At 59.3% G+C, this 19,348-nt stretch carries 17 protein-coding genes; 5 read left to right on the top strand and 12 right to left on the bottom strand.

Going from position 1 to position 19,348, the window contains the following annotated elements:
- Positions 1-144 precede the first annotated feature (144 nt).
- Entirely contained in the window at positions 145-1,203 is a 1,059-nt protein-coding gene (locus ACYVI2_RS27165; protein WP_415819600.1) for an acyltransferase, read from the top strand.
- Positions 1,204-1,408: 205 nt separating this feature from the next.
- The gene (locus tag ACYVI2_RS27160) at positions 1,409-2,554 is read left to right on the top strand and encodes an aromatic ring-hydroxylating oxygenase subunit alpha (protein WP_415819599.1); all 1,146 of its coding nucleotides are present in this window, start codon (positions 1,409-1,411) and stop codon (positions 2,552-2,554) included.
- A gap of 432 nt (positions 2,555-2,986) precedes the next feature.
- Here the strand turns inward: ACYVI2_RS27160 and ACYVI2_RS27155 are convergent, their stop codons facing one another.
- The 6 genes from ACYVI2_RS27155 to ACYVI2_RS27130 form a co-directional block, all read right to left on the bottom strand.
- Positions 2,987-3,952, bottom strand: coding sequence for a bifunctional helix-turn-helix transcriptional regulator/GNAT family N-acetyltransferase (locus ACYVI2_RS27155; protein ID WP_415819598.1), 966 nt, complete (start codon positions 3,950-3,952; stop codon positions 2,987-2,989).
- Positions 3,953-4,241: 289 nt separating this feature from the next.
- Positions 4,242-5,117 (bottom strand): MOSC domain-containing protein, encoded by an 876-nt coding sequence (locus tag ACYVI2_RS27150; RefSeq protein WP_415819597.1) that lies wholly within the window; start codon positions 5,115-5,117, stop codon positions 4,242-4,244.
- Positions 5,118-5,202: 85 nt separating this feature from the next.
- Positions 5,203-6,102, bottom strand: a complete 900-nt coding sequence (locus ACYVI2_RS27145) for a GntR family transcriptional regulator (protein WP_415819596.1) — start codon at positions 6,100-6,102, stop codon at positions 5,203-5,205.
- 4 nt (positions 6,103-6,106) lie between these two features.
- Positions 6,107-7,162 carry a 4-hydroxythreonine-4-phosphate dehydrogenase PdxA gene (gene pdxA, locus ACYVI2_RS27140; protein WP_415819595.1) on the bottom strand — a complete coding sequence of 352 codons (1,056 nt, stop codon included), beginning with the start codon at positions 7,160-7,162 and terminating at the stop codon, positions 6,107-6,109.
- 2 nt (positions 7,163-7,164) lie between these two features.
- Positions 7,165-8,538 carry a four-carbon acid sugar kinase family protein gene (locus ACYVI2_RS27135; protein ID WP_415819594.1) on the bottom strand — a complete coding sequence of 458 codons (1,374 nt, stop codon included), beginning with the start codon at positions 8,536-8,538 and terminating at the stop codon, positions 7,165-7,167.
- 2 nt (positions 8,539-8,540) lie between these two features.
- Entirely contained in the window at positions 8,541-9,569 is a 1,029-nt protein-coding gene (locus tag ACYVI2_RS27130) for a 2-keto-3-deoxygluconate permease (protein WP_415819593.1), read from the bottom strand.
- Positions 9,570-9,928: 359 nt separating this feature from the next.
- Between ACYVI2_RS27130 and ACYVI2_RS27125 the strand changes: the two genes are divergently transcribed.
- Complete coding sequence (locus ACYVI2_RS27125) at positions 9,929-10,258, top strand: DUF4148 domain-containing protein (RefSeq protein WP_415819592.1); 330 nt, start codon at positions 9,929-9,931, stop codon at positions 10,256-10,258.
- A gap of 134 nt (positions 10,259-10,392) precedes the next feature.
- Here ACYVI2_RS27125 and ACYVI2_RS27120 read toward each other — a convergent pair whose 3' ends face one another.
- The 6 genes from ACYVI2_RS27120 to ACYVI2_RS27095 all read right to left on the bottom strand — a co-directional run bounded on the left by ACYVI2_RS27120 (position 10,393) and on the right by ACYVI2_RS27095 (position 16,907).
- Positions 10,393-12,519 (bottom strand): ankyrin repeat domain-containing protein, encoded by a 2,127-nt coding sequence (locus tag ACYVI2_RS27120; protein ID WP_415819591.1) that lies wholly within the window; start codon positions 12,517-12,519, stop codon positions 10,393-10,395.
- A gap of 432 nt (positions 12,520-12,951) precedes the next feature.
- Positions 12,952-13,878 (bottom strand): ectoine hydroxylase, encoded by a 927-nt coding sequence (thpD, locus tag ACYVI2_RS27115; RefSeq protein ID WP_415819691.1) that lies wholly within the window; start codon positions 13,876-13,878, stop codon positions 12,952-12,954.
- Between the two features lie 112 nt (positions 13,879-13,990).
- Complete coding sequence (locus ACYVI2_RS27110; protein ID WP_415806023.1) at positions 13,991-14,392, bottom strand: ectoine synthase; 402 nt, start codon at positions 14,390-14,392, stop codon at positions 13,991-13,993.
- Positions 14,389-15,696: a diaminobutyrate--2-oxoglutarate transaminase gene (gene ectB / locus ACYVI2_RS27105; RefSeq protein WP_415819590.1), complete on the bottom strand. Its 1,308-nt coding sequence runs from the start codon at positions 15,694-15,696 to the stop codon at positions 14,389-14,391. Before ectB ends, ACYVI2_RS27110 begins: the two co-directional genes overlap by 4 nt.
- Before the next feature lie 108 nt (positions 15,697-15,804).
- Complete coding sequence (ectA, locus tag ACYVI2_RS27100) at positions 15,805-16,365, bottom strand: diaminobutyrate acetyltransferase (RefSeq protein WP_415819589.1); 561 nt, start codon at positions 16,363-16,365, stop codon at positions 15,805-15,807.
- Positions 16,362-16,907, bottom strand: coding sequence for a MarR family winged helix-turn-helix transcriptional regulator (locus ACYVI2_RS27095; RefSeq protein ID WP_415819588.1), 546 nt, complete (start codon positions 16,905-16,907; stop codon positions 16,362-16,364). The genes ectA and ACYVI2_RS27095 overlap by 4 nt, the downstream gene beginning before the upstream one ends.
- A 370-nt stretch (positions 16,908-17,277) precedes the next feature.
- Between ACYVI2_RS27095 and ACYVI2_RS27090 the strand changes: the two genes are divergently transcribed.
- Complete coding sequence (locus ACYVI2_RS27090) at positions 17,278-18,219, top strand: MurR/RpiR family transcriptional regulator (RefSeq protein ID WP_415819587.1); 942 nt, start codon at positions 17,278-17,280, stop codon at positions 18,217-18,219.
- Positions 18,220-18,333: 114 nt separating this feature from the next.
- Positions 18,334-19,341 (top strand): TAXI family TRAP transporter solute-binding subunit, encoded by a 1,008-nt coding sequence (locus tag ACYVI2_RS27085; RefSeq protein ID WP_415819586.1) that lies wholly within the window; start codon positions 18,334-18,336, stop codon positions 19,339-19,341.
- Positions 19,342-19,348: the final 7 nt, after the last annotated feature.

Below are 19,348 nucleotides of genomic sequence, written 5' to 3'. Positions count from 1 at the left end.
TCGTACCAGGCGCCCTTTTCCATCCTGAGACGCTTTGTAAAAAATCACGCCAGCAAACGCCATGCCCGGGCCCTTATTTGCATTTGCATGCCACGGTTAACGGCTGGAAACACTGCCCCCCGGCGGCGCTGCTATGGTGAGAGCATGCCGCAACGTTTGAACGCTTCCTCCCCTTCCGCCGGGCCGGCCCTTTCCCTCTCTCCTCTTAACGACCGCCTGGACCGGCTTGATGCCGCACGCTGGCTGGCCGCGTTGGCCGTCGTATTGCTACATTGTGCCGCGCAGGCGGTATCGGATGCGCAGGCCTATGGCAGCAAAGATTGGCTCGCGGCCAATCTCTACGACTCGGCGGTGCGTTGGTGCGTACCGGTCTTTGTCATGATCAGCGGCGCGCTGCTGCTCAATCGCGACAGGCCCCTGGATGCCCGGCAGTTTTATGCGCGGCGCGCCGCGCGCATTTGCGCCCCCCTGATTTTCTGGACTTTGTTTTATCTGGCGTGGCGCAGCGTGCTGGACTGGTGGGACGACGGCCGCATCGATTTTTCGTTCTGGCCGCGCAAGATCGCGGAAGGCGCCCCCTATTACCACCTCTGGTATCTCTACATGATCGTCGGGTTGTATCTTTTTACCCCGATGATCCGGGCGCTCTACCATCGCAGCCAGCCTGCCGCGCGACGCCTCTGGGTGGTCGGGATTCTGGGCGTAGCGATTCTGGATGCTCTATATCGTCAGGCATTGGATGCCGGCCAAGGCTTTTTCCTGACGTGGTTCCTGCCCTACCTGGGCTATTTTGTCGCCGGCCGCATGATCTACGACGCAGAATTGCGTATTCCCCGCCCCGGCTTGATGCTGATACTGAGTGTCCTGGCCACGGCGTGGGGAGTCTTTACGCTGTCGGAGTCAGGCAAACTGAATCTGTATTTCTACGACTATTTCAGCATTACCGTGCCGTTCATGTCCCTGGCGGCTTTCCAATGGATCATGGACACTCCCCGGTTGCCGCCGCTTTCGACCTTGGCTCCGCTGACGTTCGGGGTCTATCTGATCCACCCCTTATTTCTGGACCTGGTAGACCGCACCGGTCCGGCCATCATGCCAAACGCCGCCTGGAGTTTGCCCGTGCAAACCGTCACCGTATTCGGCCTGTCGGCTGCGAGCTGCTGGCTGTTGCGCCGTCACCCCGCCACGCGGAAACTGGTGTGACAAAGTGATTTATGACACATTTTTGACGTAACCCCCTCTAATTTTTGTCATTTTTTTCTGAGTTGATTCGCATTTCGGTGTCGTTTTTACCCCCCGGACTTCCTGAATAGGGTAAACTCCAACGTTTGATCGGCCGGACCGATTTTTCTTCGCGCCAGAACGGAAACCCTGCCGTCCTGGCTTTTTTATCCGAGCGGAGGGAATCATGACCGACATTGGTCGGATGGCGCATGTTGTGCCGGCTCGCACCCAGCTACCCGTCAACGCTTATTTTGACGAAGCCCGCTTCAAGCGCGAGCAAGAACTCATTTTTAACCAGTCCTCTTTATACGTCGGCAACCAGAAATTGGTACCCGAGGTCGGCGACTGGCGTACGTTGCCCCAAGAAAACGGAGGGCGCGTGCTGGTTCGCAACCAGCAAAGCGTTGAACTCATCTCAAATGTCTGCCGTCACCGTCAGGCATTGATGCTCGGCGGCGAGGCCGGAAATGTTGCAGGCAACTGCAACACGCAAGGCAACCTGAAATCCACAGGCGGCAATATTGTCTGCCCCCTGCACCGTTGGACGTACAACAACCAAGGCGAGTTGTTGGGCGCGCCTCAGTTCGAGCAAACGCCCTGCATGAATTTGCAGAAGTACCGTTTGCGCGATTGCCATGGCCTGCTCTTCGAGGGTCCGCGGGATCCGGCGTCGGATATGGCGCCGCTGTTTTCGCGCCCCGAATTCGACTTTGGCGATTATGTGCTGGACCATGTCGAGATCCACCAGTGCAATTACAACTGGAAGACCTTTATCGAGGTCTATCTCGAGGATTATCACGTCGGACCGTTCCATCCTGGTTTGGGCCGCTTTGTGACGTGCGACGATCTGACGTGGGAATTCAACGACTGGTACAGCCTGCAGAAAGTCGGCGTACACAATGCGTTGGCGCAGCCCGGCTCGGACGTCTACAAGCAATGGCACGATCGCTTGCTGTCATTCCGCGAGGGCGATGCGCCGGATTTCGGCGCGGTGTGGGTGACGTATTTCCCGACGCACATGATCGAGCTGTACCCGCACGTGTTGGTACTGTCGACGTTGTATCCCAAGAGCCCGCAGGAAACCGTGAACGTGGTGGAGTTCTACTACCCTGAGGAGATCGCGGCTTTCGAGCGCGAGTTCGTCGAGGCGCAACGGGCGGCTTATATGGAAACGGCGGTCGAGGATGACGAGATTGCCGAACGCATGGATGCAGGGCGCAAGGCGTTGATGCTGCGTGGGGTTAATGAGACTGGGCCTTATCAATCGCCGATGGAAGATGGCATGCAGCATTTCCATGAGTGGTATCGGCGGGTGATGCAGGAAGGGTGAGCTTTCTTGCGGTGGGTCGTTATCGCGTTCTTGTTTGCAGAGGGCATCTCGATTGAGGTGCCCTTTGTTTTTGGATCGTTGTTAGATGGTAATCACTGGAGGCGTCGGTTTTAGTGTTTTTAGATCGTTGACTAACAACGGTGATCGCTATTGAGACGTCCCTGCCGGGGGCCGGGAAGCTGCACCGGGCCTATCGCACGGACTCGGCCCATGACCAGGGGCCTCGGTCCGCTACGCGGACTAAATCCGCGCTCAACGGCCCGGTGCAGCTTCCCGGCCCCCGACAGGGACTCGCAGTAGTGGCATGCGTCGAGGTGATGGAACTCGCCGTGGCGGCATTCATTGAAGCAGCGGGACTCATCGCTGCATGCGGTGGCGTGTTTGATGGCAGCGACCGATGTGGAGTGTGCGGTGGGGCTGGCCTAAGAATGGTTAAGGGTGGGCGCGGTCAAAGCGTTGTTCGGTCACGGTTGTTCCCCATTGGCTGCCCTCGGACTCTTGTGTCAATTGGAATCCGAATGACTCGTACAAGTGGCGGGCGGCGTCCAAGCCTTTGAATGTCCAGAGATAGGTGTGTTGAAAGCGCTCGTCTACGAATTGCATGGCGCGGGCCAATAATTGCCGGCCAACGCCTGTACCACGCAGCGAGTCATCAACGATGAACCAACGCAAGTGGGCGGTACCCGTGTCCAGGTCGCCGTCGATAGCCAACGATGCCAATACCCGGCCATGTTCGCGATATAGCCATAAAGCTTTCCCGTCGGCGGGCAAGGCTGCCGCAAAGCTGGCCAGTTCTGTTGCCACCTTTTTTTCGAAGAACGCGCCAAAGCCCCAATGATCTGCGTAAAAGCGCGCGTGCAGACTGGCGATGTCGCCTATGCATCCGGGCTGGTAGCCCTCTTGAATGGAAAGCATAGCCGGCTCCGCTGTATCGGGAGCGTCTGTGTTGTTCGACAAGGCATCGGCGTACAACGCCATGGTGCGCAAGAGCGTCTCTTGGTCCTCAGGCACAATGCGGCGCAGAGCGGTAGATACCTGTTTGGTCCCAAACTGATCGATACGCTCTCGCAAACGCTGCCCGTCGTCCGTCAGATATAGCGCCGACGAACGGCCATCGTCATCCGCAGTCACGCGTCTGATAAAGCCCCCACCCTCCAGTTTGGCAAGCTGCCGGCTAGTGTTGGACTTGTCCAGCCGCAACAGCTTGCCCAGATCCTTGGCATTGATGCCGGGCGACGCTCCGATTTCAATCACCGCATGCACCGCCGATGGCGCCAGATCGGTACCGGCCAGTGTAGTCCGCATGAACCCTAGTTCACGAACCAGTTTCCGAGAAAAGTCCCGCAACGCCAAAATGGTCGCATCACGTGACCGAGTAGAAGTATGGCCAATATCCATGGAATCTCACCTAGTTGCGCAACACAACCAATATAGTTGCGCAACGCAATAATGGCAAGCCAAATAAATTTGGCGCCTCCCCTAACCATGACATCGTGAGACTTCGCGAGCCGGAGGCATCGGCCCGTTGAACGCGGGGCAGTCCTCGCAGGGGACCTCGGCCCCTGCTAATGGGCCGAGCCCGCGTGATAGGGCCGGCGCCGCCTTGCCGCCGATGCCTCCGGCGCTTCAAGAACCCGAATCCATGCAGGCAGCAGCCCCCTTTCCTACATCAGCAACCCACGGTCACTCACGCGAAATCAAGCTCGATTTCCACCTCATCACCCACGCTCAATCGCCCGCTCTCCGGCACACTCACAATCGCATTCTGGCCAAAGACAACGCCGATTTCTAATTGGCGATACGTCGCCAACGTATGTCCAGGCTCGTCATAGCGCTCGCCTGTCAGTTGATCAATATTGGGCATAGGGCAACGGGTGCACGGTTTGACCAGGGCCAGGCGCACATCACCGATCGACACCAGAGCGGTGAGATCCTCGTCAAAGGCCTCCCATTCGCCCTCAATGACGATATTGGGCCGGAATCGATCCATAGGCACAGGAGACTGACCTTTGGCAATCAACCGGGCATTCAGATCATCGAGCGAAGCCTGATTGGCGATCAAGAGAGGAAAGCCGTCCGCGAATCCGAACACGTGATCGCCAGCAAAGTCCTCGGCAAACTCGGGGTGAGCCTCTCGCCAGCGATCGACCCAGTCGACCTTGGCAGGCCGTTGCGCTTGCACATCGACCTTGACGAGTACGCAGCTCAGGCCGAGCGCCTGACTGAGCCACGCGGCCGCGGCGGGGCTCTCCTCGCGGGCAAGGACGGTGTCTTTCCAGACGACCACATTGCGCACAGTGTCACGCAATTGCGAACCGTCGAGCGGAATTTGCAGGATGGGCTGACCGGGCGCCTGCAGCTCGAGATGAGTGTCAGTGAGAGCCGGCCGGATGCGCGCCATCGCAGGCCACTGGCGCTGCGTCATGAACTGACCCTCGGCAGTCAGGATCATCCAACGGCGATCACCGAGCAGGCCTGCGCGATCGATGGACGACGTCGATAAATCAATAGCGGCACAAGATTTAATGGGATAGATATGCAGGCTGAGTATGCGAGCAGTCATGAGGGATGCCAATGAGCGAGGAGGAATGCGCCAAGCTTAGCATCGGCGCGCATCTCGCAGGATGACGAGCAGGCCTGCGCCCCGCCTATTTACCTTGGCGCAACTGACGCAGCATTTCCAACGCCGTTTGCAGCGCGGCCTCCGCAGCAGCCAGGGATGCGGCGCCCTCCGGGGCCGTATCAGCCGCAGACACCGGATGTTTGGCACTATCGGGCAAGGCCGCATGAATATGCTCGCCGGCGGGCGTCACATCGACGTCGAACACCAGCTTTTCGCCGCGATGCCACGTCGTGAACCATTCGAGCGCCTGGCCATGCTGGTCGTGCCCCTGGCCTTCGAGCATGAGCAATGGACTGCCTGTCTTGACCTCTAAAGCATCGGCCAAGGCCGCATCGGCACCCACCGCGCGGATGCGATTGCGGCCGCGACCAGGATGCAGACCAAAGCGTTGTACCAGGATGCGATGCAGCGAAGCATCCTGCAAGTGATCGGCCGTCAGCCCCGGCAAGCGCGCACGTGGCAACCACGTGCGGACAAAGGCCAAGGGCTCGTCATCGACACGACGCAAACGCTCTAATAGCAATGTGTCTTCAGTGCCAAAAAACGCCGCGACCTCGGGCGGTGGCACAACGGGCTCGAACCGTAACACCCGCGTGCGCAGCGTCGTCCCGGTGCTGGCAAATTGCTCGAACAAACCCGTGGAACGCTGCACCATACGATGGTGCTCCAACGCAGGCGCCACCATAGGCGCCCGGCCGGGCTCTCGCCGGATCAATCCCTCAGTCACCAGCGCCGCCAAGGCCTGGCGCACGACACTGCGCGCCACGCCAAACTGACGGCACAACCCTGCCTCGCTCGGCAGCGCCGTCCCCGGCGCCAATTGCCGCGCCTGAATATCGTGGCGCAAGGCCTGGGCCACTTGTACATGCAGCGGGGCGCCGCTGGATCGATCTAGCGGCGCCCCGAGGTCGGCGCTCAACGCCATGAAATCAGCCTCCGGTAGTGGAGCGCGCAGTTTCCCATACTTGCGACCAACCGGGGGCCAAATGTGCGGCACGCTCGGCAGCCAAGACCAGACTGTCTTCGCGGGCGATGCCCTTGCCGGCGATATCAAAGGCCGTCCCGTGATCCACGGACACGCGCACGACGGGCAGGCCGACGGTGATGTTGACGCCATCGTCACCGTAGACCGATTTGAACGGGGCATGCCCCTGATCGTGATAGCAGGCAATCACGAACTTCCATTTGCCGCGCACCGCCTGTGGAAACAAGGCGTCGGCGGGAATGGGGCCAGCGGCGAGAATACCGGCAGCGTTGGCTTCGGCCACGGCCGGCGCCAGAATATCCGCGTCTTCCGTGCCGAAAATGCCATTCTCGCCCGCGTGCGGATTCAGGCCCGCGACGGCGACTGGCTCATCGCTGCGGCCCAAGGCCTTGGCAAACGAACCGGCCAGACGCAATACGGCGCGCATGCGCTGCGGCGTCACATCGTCGATGGCTTGGCGCAGGGACACATGTGTGGTGGCATGAAAGATATACAGATCGCCGGCGGACAACACTAGAGAAAAGGTCTTTACCCCGAACTCATGGGCCAGCAACTCGGTGTGGCCAGGCCACTTGAGGCCGGCCAAATGCATGGCAGCCTTGTTCAGCGGCGGCGTCACAATGCCGTCGATGCGGCCTTGACGGGCCAACTCGCAGGCCGTGGTCACAAAGCGCACCGACCCCGCGCCCGCGTCGGCGCTCAATTGGCCAAACGGCACATGCTCCAGCGAGGGGCCAGCCTGAATCACTTCGATGATGCCGGGCGCGTTCTGTACTTGCTCCGGCCCCTCGACCACGCGCACGCGGGACGCATCGGCGCCCAGGGCCTGGGCGGCTTTGCGCAATGCCCCAGCGTCGCCCACCACGACCAGGCGCGCACGTTGACGCAGATCGTCATGGCCCAGCAGCATTTTGGCGGTGATCTCCGGCCCAATCCCTGCAACATCACCCAGCGTGACCGCCAGGGTGGGAATACGGTTGGGGGTTGCGTCTTGCGTCATATTCAGAATCTCCGTTCGCGGACCGCACGCGCGGCCCGGATCAATACATCGTCAGTGCCAAAGCCACCGGCCTTGGTCACAATGGGCAGCCCTGCGGCCGGCCCGCCGGTCAACGTACCCAGCGGCACGCCTCCGGTGACTTCGTCTACCAATGCGATACCGCCGGCCTGCAGCGCCGCCAGCACCGCGCTGGCGCCATCGCCGCCCGTGGCGACTACACCTGCGACTTTGCCGGCACTGTTATTCGCTGCGGCAGCGATGGTCGCGTCACGGCCCAGGCGGGCTGCACTGCCCTCGGCGTGCGTGAGGGCGCCATCGCCTGCCGGATGGGCATTGCCCTCGTCCACCTGACTGACTACCGCCTCGCCCGCGCGCTTGTCTACATCGGTGCTCAAACCGCGCCGAATCAGTTGACCGGCCAATTCTCCCAGGCGAGCCGCAACGGCATCCGAATCCAGTCCCGCCAAGCGGCCCTCGGGCGCCAGTAATAATAAAGTTGCTTGTGATGACGTCGAGGCGGCGGATTGGCAAACTTCGGCAGACCACTCTGCCCACGCCGCATCATCGGCCAACTGCGCTAACGTCGGGGACCATGTGTATGCACCATCGGCCTGCAGCGCCGCGGCCTGGCGGCGCGCGGCACTGTGCTGCGACGTCACCACGACAACGACCGAACCCCGGGTTTCGGCCCCGGCCCACAGACGCGCCAGCGGCGCGGCCAAGCCGCCCGAACCGACAGGCAACGCGCGTTCACCGATCAACGCAATCGCGCGGGCCAAACGGTCCATGTCCTGCGTTGTCGCCGCATCGACCACGACCACATCCCCGGCCGCCAGAATCCGATCGGCCAATGAACGGGGCGTTTCGTCCGCTACGATCTCGACCTGTGCCCCGCCCAACAGCGTGGGGATATGGCTTTCGGTCACTGGGGTCACCGGGTCCGTCGCCGCCGAAGTCTCCGTCACGGGCTTGTCGTTCACATAAAGCACACCGCCACGCACCGTACGGCCGGTATCCGGAAACGCCGGACAGACCACGGCGATCGCATCGTCACGCCATGCCTGGCGGGCAGCATCGATCTCGGCCTTGAAGGCGCCGCGCAAGGTCGAGTCGACCTTTTTGTACAAACGTTTTACACCAGCGGCCCGCAAAGCAGCCACATCCTCGCGCACGACAGCCGCGGCCTGCTCGGCCGGCAACGCCCGGCTATGCGTCGTCACGGCGACCACCTCGGCCTGGCTGGCGGCGGGATCGGCCAGCGCCTGCTCGGCTCGGCCGACCGACAATTGCGTAGGCCAGCCGGCCCGCACAAATTGCACAGCGGTGTCGCCGGAACCGGTCAGGTCATCGGCAACGATAGCGATGAACAACGTCACGATTACACCTTTGCGTCGGCAATCGCCGGCGTGCTTTCGCCCATCATGGCCGCGACATCATCAGCGGGTTTCAATTCACCGGCACGCTTCAGGAAATACGATGCCAACAACGGCGCCAAGATCGAACTGATCAGCACACATGCCGCCACCTGCGCAGTCGCCGTCCCGACATAATGCTGCAACGACGGATCGGCCGCAGCAACGACGGCGGGAGTCGCGATCGCATTACCTGCAGTCGTACCGGCCGCAAAACCAATACCGCTCTTGCCGCCACGGCGCAGAATATAGCGATACCCCAGGTACACCAGGAACCCCGTCACCGGGCTGATCAACAGGCCCAGGATCAAGCCGGTCATCCCGCCTGACACCACCGAGCCGAGGTTGATCCCCGTTCCCAATGCGAAAGCAAAAAACGGAATCACGATATTCGGCACCGGCTTGAGCACATTACGCCATTGCACGTCCAGGTTGCCAACCACCACGCCCAGCAGGAAAGGCACCAGGGCAGCGATCAAAGCGGTAACAGGGATATCGGCCAGCCCCGAGGCGCCGAGAAACAACAGGCTGAAGAACGGGCCATCATTCACGGCGCTGGCGACGTACGCACCGCGGTCACGGCTGTCGCCATATTGCCCGGTATAGGCCAACCACAGGCCGCCATTGCTGTTATCGAAAGCCGCCAGCATGGCCAGAATCGACACCCCCCATATCCCGTCCAGCCCGACAAAACTGCCCAGCAGGATGATCAGTGAGGCGGGCACGATCGTCTTCATCAACAAGATCGTGCCCGCCGTCGCCAGAATGGGGCCACCGGTACGCATATTGACCTGGGTGCCCGTCGCGAAAATCAGCAGCGCGATCAAAGGCATGGCACTGTTCTTGAACAAGGCCGTGGTAAAGCCTCCCACCGCCAGCGCGTCAGGCGCAAACGTACCGATCAGGGAGCCAAGAATCAGGGGTAGCAGCATCAACCCGCCCGGCACCTTCATCATCGCCGAGAACATGGGGAAACGGGAAATTTCGGGGTTCATAGAGAGGCGTCTCCAACGCTTTTGTCATAGGCCGGCCCGTCCACTGTAAACCGGATGCCGGATGCGGAAAACGCGTAGTGTACAACCTATACGTACAAGATGTACGTACAGAATTTGTAAATGGATGACTCGTGAATTTGCTGCAAAACCTTGAGCCGCCTCAGGTTGTTTATGCCGAATTGAGGCCAAAAATCGATCAAAAAAATCCATTACAGCTAAAAATGGAAAAATATTTCCAACAAATCCGGGTTTATCCCAGGTATTGACAGGCGCAGAATGCAGTCATCGGGAAACAAACACGAACCACGACGGAAGACCGCCGGATTCCATCCCAAATTTAGACAAATGGAGGTCTTATCATGAAAACCCTAACTTCTGCCCTGCTAGTTTCGATGAGCCTGTTGAGCGCCGGCGCCTACGCCGCCTCGCCCAATATCGAACCTAACAACGTGCCTTTCCAAGGCGTGTATGGCCAAGTCGATGCCAACGCCCCGACCCGTGCCCAAGTCGTCGCCGACCTGGCCCAAGCCAAGGCCGCTGGCCTGGTGACCTACGGCGAAGAAGAGTACCCCGTAGAAATCGCCAGCCACTCGAACAAGAGCCGCGACCAAGTCGTTGCCGAGCTGGCTCAAGCCAAAGCCAATGGCGAATACTCCTTTGGTGAACTGGACTATCCGATTGTTCGCTAATCACGAGCAATAACGCCCCCAAAAGGAGCGTTTAAGTAAGTGGTAGTAGCAAGAAAAACCCTGCCTGTGCTGCGCGCGGCAGGGTTTTTGTCATCGCGACGCGGCAAGACGTGCACGCGCCCCATCCGGACTCACTATGTGCGTATCAAGTCGACCAACCTGGCCATGACTGCCCTGTCTCGCATCCTCGTTGCGTGCCCGAGTGCGTCCGAGAGATCAGCCCCCCAAGAAAGCAACACCAGCGCAACGTCATCACGCTTTTGTGCAAGGGCCTGCGCTAATGCCGCGGCGATATTGGTTCCCAGGGACACCAGCCATTTCGCTGCGTCGATCTCGGCATTCGAAATCGCCAGCACTACAGTTTTCCCGATGTCGACACCGGCCCCGATCAGCGCCCCCATCAAATCCCTATCGTTCTCTACCGCCGCACGGATCAACTCACGCTGCCCGTCTGTAATCGCCGGAATAAACTGCTTCAGTCTCGAGACTTCGCCACGCGCTGCCAGATATTTGAGCGTTTTAAAGACGTCGAGTCTTTCCCTCTGGATGAGGGCCTGAGCCAAACCGTTTCCTGCCGGTCTCATCAGAAGGTTCGCCAGCACAGTACTTTCATTGCTACCCGCGCGAATCAAGAAGGACAGGCGCTCGAGATTATTGTTATCGGCCGCGTCGACAATGACATGGTAGGGCTCTGCGCCCGCATCCAACAACAAACGCGCCAGCGGCAGGCAATCCAGCCTGGCTAACAGCATGAGCACCTCGCTGGCGGCAGTCCCATCGGCATCCACTAACTTGTTGATTAGCACCCAATCGACTTTCTCTAGGGCGTACAGCAGCGCGGAAACATTGCGGCGATCGTCCCCGGTATGCATTGTCATCGCTTGGATGATCGTCTTGTACTCTTTCCCTATAGGGCCGGCGATGTAGTCCTGAGCCACGATGATCTTTGATGCCAGCGTTGCATCGACGTCGCCGACGCTCGCCATCTGCTCGCCCGTCCGAGCCACCTCTTTATACGCCTGCGCCAGCGTCCGCGCCAGATCAGCACGCTCAAGCACAGGAGCGTACAAGAGTGCGTCGTCAATCGTCGCCCTGGCGGCAATCAGTATTTTGACCGCAGTTTTCCTCTGTTCCTTGGCCATGTCATACAAGGCCGGGGCAGAATCGACGTCAAGCAAAATCAACGTTCCCAGTGATTCGATCTCGTTCGGGTGATCGACGGCGCCCATCGCCAGCGTTCGCAATAGCCCCGAGACGTTTACGCCAGCGCGAATCAATACTTTCGCTTCATCTTTGTTTCCGAGCCTGAGCTGCTGGAGCAGGAAATCGTATACATACACACCTTCATCAATCAACAATCTCACGGCACCCTGACAGCCGCCAGCAGTCAAGGCCATCAGCACCTGCGTTTTGTCCAGCTTGTCACTGATCGAGGCTTCGCCGAGCATCAACCGTACGGCCGTCACATCACCGTTTTTGGCCTGATTGATCAGCGTGCCTTCGGCCTTGACGCCTGATTTCACTAACAGGACCATCGCCTGCAGATCATGAGCCTCGGCAGCGCGGATCAGCGCTGGCTCTCCTGGTGCTCCCAGCAACAGCAATGTGCGCACCGCCTCGGCGCTGTTGGCTGCGACGGCATGGTTCAACGCCGAGGATAGGTCGACACCTGCTGCAATCAGGTAGCGCACGGCTCTGACACGCGCGGCGGACAATGGGGAATGCTGTTCCAGCAACCTCATCAACACAAACGAGGCGTCCACGCCCGCATCCATCAATGCCTTTACTTTGACTGTGTCTCCCTCTTCACAAGCACGACGCAGTGCGGCATGGTGCCCGGCAAACAGCTTTTCAAAACTAAGAAGGTCAACCTTGAGCGCCCACGTATGCGCTGCGGCGACATCTCCCTTCGCCGCGAGTAATGCCACTGCATTAGCGTGCGTATCGGGCGCGACCTCACCACCGACGGAGATCGTCCCGCCCATCGCAATCAGCGCTTTGATCAGCCGCAGATTTCGGCTGTCTGTCGCCAGCTTTTCTACCGCTAGCGCCAGCGGTGTATAGCCGCTTCGGTTCTCTGCATTGATCGCAGAGCGCATGTCATTGAGTGGATTTTCCAATAGCGCGATCGCGATACCGATTTTGCCTAGCGCAATGGCCAGATGAAGAGGGGTTTGCCCCTGACTATCGACTGCCAGCATATCGAACTGGAAACGCGCCACGGCATTACGAACTGAATTCGGGCTGCCCTGCTCGATCATCGAAAACAATGCGCCAGGAGGCGGGGGCTCGTCTATTGGAGCAAGAAACCCGTAGATCTGACCCGTTTCAGAAATTCTTGGAGGATTGTATTGTTCGGCTTGCACAGCCAGGCACCTTTTTTATTGGATTTGAGGGTAATGCGCCGTCTGTTTTTTGTTTTGAAAAACCAATTGCAGAATCAGCCACTATGCTAGGTGACGGGATATCGAAAGCAGTTCCGTCCAATAGCGATCAAAGGGGTGAGGCCGCAAATCCGCAAATAAAAAATAGGACCAACCTTCGGCTTGGATCGAGTATGAATTCGATCCAAGCCGAAGGTTGGTCCTATACGCCAAACGCGCGAGCCAATTGATTATTAACGTTGACTGACTCGCGCTGCCTTTAGTCTGGAGACGGCGGCAGCATGATCGCTGCCGCCCCCGCGCATCGCGCTACGACTCCACCAGCTTCAACGCATCCAACGGCGTCACCGCTTTGAATGCCTGGCGGGTCGCAATATGCTCCGGCCGAGGATCCAAGCCATACTTCGGCGGATTCAGCGTGTTTTCCATGCTGTTGTAGACCATGAACACATTCGCACGCGGCCACGGCGAAATGTTGCTGTTCGAGCCATGCATCGTATTGCAATCGAAGAACACCACCGAGCCAGCCTTGGCCGTCATGGTACGAATGCCGCCCTGCTCCACCAGCAGCTGCAGGCTGACGGCATCGGGCACGCCATATTCCTGTTTTTTCAGCGAGTGCTTGTAGTGCTCTTTCGGCGTTTCGCCCACGCAGGAAATGAAATGGCGATGCGATCCAGGCACCAGCATGAGCGGACCATTGCATTCATTGTTGTCGCTCAACAGCACCGAGCAACTCAGTGCACGCATCGACGGCATGCCGTCCTCGACGTGCCAGGTCTCGAAATCCGAATGCCAGTAGAACTCTTTGCCCTTGAAGCCGGGCTTCATATTGGCGCGAGACTGGTGGATATACACCTCAGAGCCCAACAATTGGCGTGCAACATTGGCCAGACGCGGATCGCGGGTCAAGCGTCCCAACATGGCATTGAGCACGTGGACACGAAAGATCGAACGCACGGCATTGCTGCCCGGCTCGGTAATGGATTCCTCGCGACGCACAATCGCCGGATCGCGCGTCATGCGATCGACCTCGGCAATCAGTGCCTGGACCTCTGCCTCGGAAAACACGTTTTCCAGCAAGAGGAAACCATCGCGGTCATAGCTTTCAACTTGTTCGCTCGACAACGCGTCCGCATAAGTGCCATCGCCATACACCACAGGGTCTTGGCGGGCGATGATGGCTGAACTGCGATCCGTACGTGAGGCGTACGGATCCTGTGCAGGTGAGATCATCATTAGCCTCCTTAATTCGTTAATCACTGGGTTGATCGCTGCGCCCTCGATCACCAGCCGTAGACATCAGAGTCCTGGACTACGAGCCGGTGATCGCCGGGCGATCGATCGATTACGCTGCTTCCGCAGTCGCGGGCAATGCATACACGCCTTCGGCGTCGTGCACTTCCTGGCCCGTCAGCGGCGGATTGAACACGCAGATGACGCGCAGCGGCTCTTTGCCACCGCACAGCCAGTGCTCATCGTTTTCGTTCAGAGCGTAAACGACACCGGGGCCCAAGTCGTACTTTTTGCCGTCGGCGATGGTTTCGATAGAGCCATCACCCTCGATGCACCACACCGCTTCAAGATGGTTCTTGTAGTGGATGTGGGTCCGTCCGCCCGGAAAAATGGTGGTCTCGTGAAACGAAAACCCCATTCCGTCCTTCTTCAGCAGCACACGGCGGCTGACCCAGGTGTCGGTCCGGACTTCGTCTTGGGTTCCGATCACATCTTTCACATTGCGTACGATCATCGGCGTTTTCCTCCAAATTTCAGAACACGGGCAGATTGCCCAGACTCACCCAGTGCTTCGGCCACAGAGGCCTCGATCGTTTCGAGACCGCGCGTCAGCAGCTCGTCTTCGATCGTCAGCGCCGGCAACAGCTTCAGGACTTCGTCCTGAGCACCCGAGGTCTCGATCACGACACCCCGTTTAAAGGCTTGCTGCGCAATACGGTTGGCCAGCGCCGGCTCGGCAGTAGCGACCACGCCTTGAATCAGGCCACGGCCACGTACGGCCAGCCCCGCGTTGGGATAGCTGTGGGCCAGGTTTTCCAGCCAATCACGCACCAGACGCTCTTTGCGTTGGACTTCGCTGGCAAACGCATCGCTGGCCCAGTAGGAGTCCAGTGCCTGCGTCGCCGTGACGAACGCCAGGTTGTTGCCACGGAACGTGCCGCTATGCGCGCCGGGTTTCCAGATGTCCAGCTCAGGACGCATCAGGACCAGCGACATGGGCAAGCCAAAGCCCGACAGCGACTTCGACAACGTGATGATGTCAGGACGAATCCCGGCCGATTCAAAGCTGAAGAAGCTGCCCGTACGGCCGCAACCGACTTGAATATCATCGACGATCAACAGCATGTCATGACGGCGGCAGAGCTTTTCCAGCTCTTTCAACCAGCGCAGGGTAGCGACGTTGACACCGCCCTCGCCCTGTACCGTTTCGACAATCACGCCAGCGGGCTTATCCAAGCCGCTGCTGGGGTCATCAAGCATACGTTCGAGGTAAGCGATGGTGTCGACGTCGGGACCGAAATACCCGTCATAAGGCATGAACGTCGTATTGCCCAAGGCGTAGCCGGCCGCATCGCGGAACTTCATATTGGCGGTCGCCGCCAATGAACCGCCGCTCACGCCATGGAACCCATGGGTGAACGAAATGATGTTGGATCGGCCTTTGACCTGGCGGGCGATTTTCAGTGCCGCCTCGACCGCGTTGGTACCGGTGGGGCCGGTGAACTGCAAGGTGTACTGCCAATTGCGCGGCTTGAGCAACACGCGATCGACGGTCTCCAGAAACTGTTTCTTGGCGCTGGTGGCCATGTCCAGGCCATGCACCACGCCATCCGATTCCAGATACTCGAGCAGTTTCTCTTTGAAGACAGGGTTGTTATGCCCGTAGTTCAGCGTCCCTGCCCCGCTGAAGAAGTCGATATATTCACCGCCCTCTTCGTCGATCAGGAGCGAGCCGCGCGCCTGGCTGAATATGACCGGAAACGACCGGATGTAGCCACGCACCTCCGACTCCATCCGGTCAAAAATTTTCAAGTCCATAGAATCCTCCCTTCATCTCGTGAATTGACAGACGCAGACGCACCGATGCCATAGAGGGCATTCGGGCAACACTGCGTCCCGGTTCCAACAGACCGCAGACACGCTCCCCTATTGGGGCGGCAGCGTGAACGGGCCTATCTTCAACAACATCTCGTCGTCATGGTCTGCGCCGCCGAACAACTGCCGATCGAAGAACGGCTGCTCGGAGACGTGCGCACCCAGCTCGCCGGCCAAGCCGGTAAACGTGCGGCGCGAGGCCTGGTTATCAGGGCCTACCGTGGTTTCAAGATGACGAACATGCTTGAGCTCATCGCGTTGCAAGAGCTCTCGAAGCATGGCGCGGCCTAACCGTTGGCCACGTGCTCGGGCGTGCACGGCAACCTGCCAGACGAAAATCACGTCGGGCCGGGTTGGCGGCACATATGCGGATATGAACCCATCAATGCGGCCGCCTGCACTCTCGGCTACCACACACGTGGCGCTGAAGTGCTCGCACAGCAACAGATAGGCATATAAAGAGTTGACGTCGAGTGGCGGGCACTCGGAGACCAGACGATGCAATGCGGCACCGTCGGTGCGGCGCGGCTGCCTGAACTGCAGACGCGTGGATGAATTGGCCGGCTGAACGGCCGATGCTGGCAGAGAGGGGGTCAGGTCTTGCCCCCTCATACGACCAACCCCGACTCGGGCGGCGCACCGCCAGTGGGGACCTCGAGAATGGGCGAGGACACGTCGCCATGTACTTCGGTCACATGGCCTTCTTGTTCCATTAGATTCACTATGCGCTCCAGCGCCAGGGTAATAGTGGCCTGCTCCAGTTCGGGCAAGGCATTCAGACCGTCGGCCAGATGTTTCTGCAGCGGCGACGGCGCCCCGGCCGCGAGATCGCGGCCAGCGTCGGTCGCAGTTACGAAAACAATGCGGCGGTCTTCGCGGCCGCGTTCGCGGCGGACGAATCCCTTGTCCTCGAGGCGGTCAAGAATGCCCACCACAGTACTGGGGCTGACGTGGATTTCCCGGCTGATTGCCGTCGCCGTCATGGGGCCATTGGCAATGACCGTGCGCAGGCACATCAACTGCGGCGCAGTGATGTGGCTCACGGCGGCCAGTTGGCGCGAATGCAGCGCAATCGAGCGCGTGATGCGGCGCAAGGCACGCAGGATGCGCAGGTCGTACTGCTGTGACGGATCGGGCGTAGGTACGGTGTTCATGACTGAAAATAGTTCAGCAGGATTAATTTCTACTCAAATGATTCTACCCAGATAATATGCGGATGAGCCGACTGGGTCAACCCGTGTTATCCAGAAAAAATGAATAAATAAGCTCATATTTACAGAAGATAAAGAAAAATATGAACTTTTTTATTTTTCCAGGGGAAAAGCATTCGTACGAATCGGATGCCTTGACCCCGGCCTTCCCCTTGGCGTGATCCCCGTCCCCGGAGATACCGATCCACAATCCGCCGGAAGATCGGCAATTTGCGCATACCTCAGGAATACCCTGATTGCAAAAAAAACAAACGTTTTCTACATTTCACATCTGTTCTCATGTGTTTTTTTCGTAGCGGGCTGCCCTCCTCACATGCCTCCTCCCTCTGCTCCACCGCTGGTATTGCAGCGCCTGCAAAGTCTGTTGGATCAATTGCCGCCCGAGCTGCGGCGGGCGGCGCATTGGGTGGTGGACCATCCCGCCGAGGTCAGCCTGTGGTCGATGCGGCGCCAAGCCCAGGGCTTGGGTGTTGCGCCAGCCACGATGCTGCGTCTGGCGCGCGCGGCGGGATACGACAGTTATGAGGCCTTTCGGGCGCCATTCCAGGCAGCCCTGGCCGGCGAACGTCCCACCACACTGCGCGAACGCGCGGCAGAACTGCAGGCGACTCAAGATCAAAACAATGTGCCGGGCCATGACAGGCTGACCGAGATACAAGCCAACGCCATCGGATCTATCGTCTCGATGAACAGCCCGGCGACATTCGACGCGGCTGTCAAAACGTTACTCACCGCGCGTCACGTCGGTTTTTTGGGCACACGTTCGGCTTTTGGCATTGCGTTTCAAATGCACTATGCCTATCAACTGGTACGGCGCAACAGCATCCTGATAGACGGACTGGGCGGTTTGCAATCCGAGGCCATCGACAATCTGTGCGAAGGCGATGCGTTGATTGCCATTTCACAAGCCCCCTATCCGTCCGCCACGGTGCGTCTGGCGCGCCAGGCGGCCCAACAAGGCGTGGCCATCATTGCCTTGACCGACGCCCCGTTGTCCCCGTTGGCCACAGACGCCCGGCACGTCCTGACGTTCGATCGTGCGGATCGCGAACAGGTCGGCCAGCGGCCCGCACGACGCGGCCCCGGATCATTTTTCCATACGACAGCGGGATTGCTCGGATTGGCCGAGCACCTCATTGCCCGCCTCACTGCTCGCGGCGGTGAAGCGGTATTGAATCGACTGAGTGAAATCGAAGCGCGCATGCACGCCGACAAAGTGTTCTGGTCGGCGTCTGCCGCAGCACCGGATCGTTAACCATCACGCGACGCCGGGCATCCGGCGCCACACCCATCACGCACCCTGGCTCGGGTGCATTATTTGCCGGAACACCGGCGGTTTTCACGGGGAAAATCCTCAAAAGGAGTTTGTATGCGTCAGTTCGTCAAACCCACTTTGGACAACAAGAGAACAACGGGAACGCTGGCCGCCATGTGCGCGGCAATAGCCTTGGCGTTTGCCGCGCCATCGCCCGCCTCGGCACAGCAGAAGTTCGTCAGCATCGGCACCGGTGGCGTGACAGGGGTGTATTACGCCGCGGGCGGTTCGATCTGCCGTCTCGTCAACAAAGACCGTTCATCGCACGGCGTGCGCTGCTCTGTCGAATCCACCGGCGGGTCGGTATTCAACGTCAACACTATCAAAGCTGGTGAACTGGATCTGGGCGTCGTGCAATCCGATGTCGGCTACAACGCCTACAACGGCGTGGGCCAATTCAAAGATGCCGGCAAATTCGAAAAGCTGCGCTCGGTGTTTTCGATCCACCCCGAGCCGTTTACTGTCGTAGCTCGCAAAGAAGCCAACATCAAATCGTTTGAAGATTTCAAAGGCAAGCGCTTCAACGTCGGCAATCCGGGCTCGGGCACACGCGCCTCCATGGAAGAGCTGCTGGCCACGATGGGCTGGACGCTGAAAGATTTCTCGCTGGCCTCTGAACTGCGGCCCGACGAGCACGGTTCAGCACTGTGCGACGGCAAGATCGATGGCTTCTTCTATGGCGTCGGCCACCCGTCTGCCAACATCCAGGATCCTGCTACGACCTGCGGCGCGCAATTGGTGTCCTTGACCGGCCCCGCCGTGGACAAACTGGTCGAGAAATACGCGTATTACGCACAGGCCACCATCCCAGGCGGACTCTACCCAGGCAACCCCAATGACACCAAGACCTATGGTGTCACGGCGACCTTTGTGACCTCCGCCGACGTGCCGGAAGAAACGGTGTACGTCATCGTCAAAGCCGTCTTCGATAATCTGGAAGACTTCAAGAAACTGCACCCGGCCTTTGCCCACCTGAAGGCCGAAGACATGGCCAAGAATGGCCTGTCGGCGCCGTTGCATCCCGGCGCCGAGAAGTACTTCAAAGAAAAAGGCCTGCTGTAAATACGGA

It is taken from the genome of Bordetella tumbae (assembly GCF_054780995.1).
The sequence above is the reverse complement of the archived record's forward strand: the minus strand, read 5'-3'. Positions and strand labels throughout refer to the sequence as shown.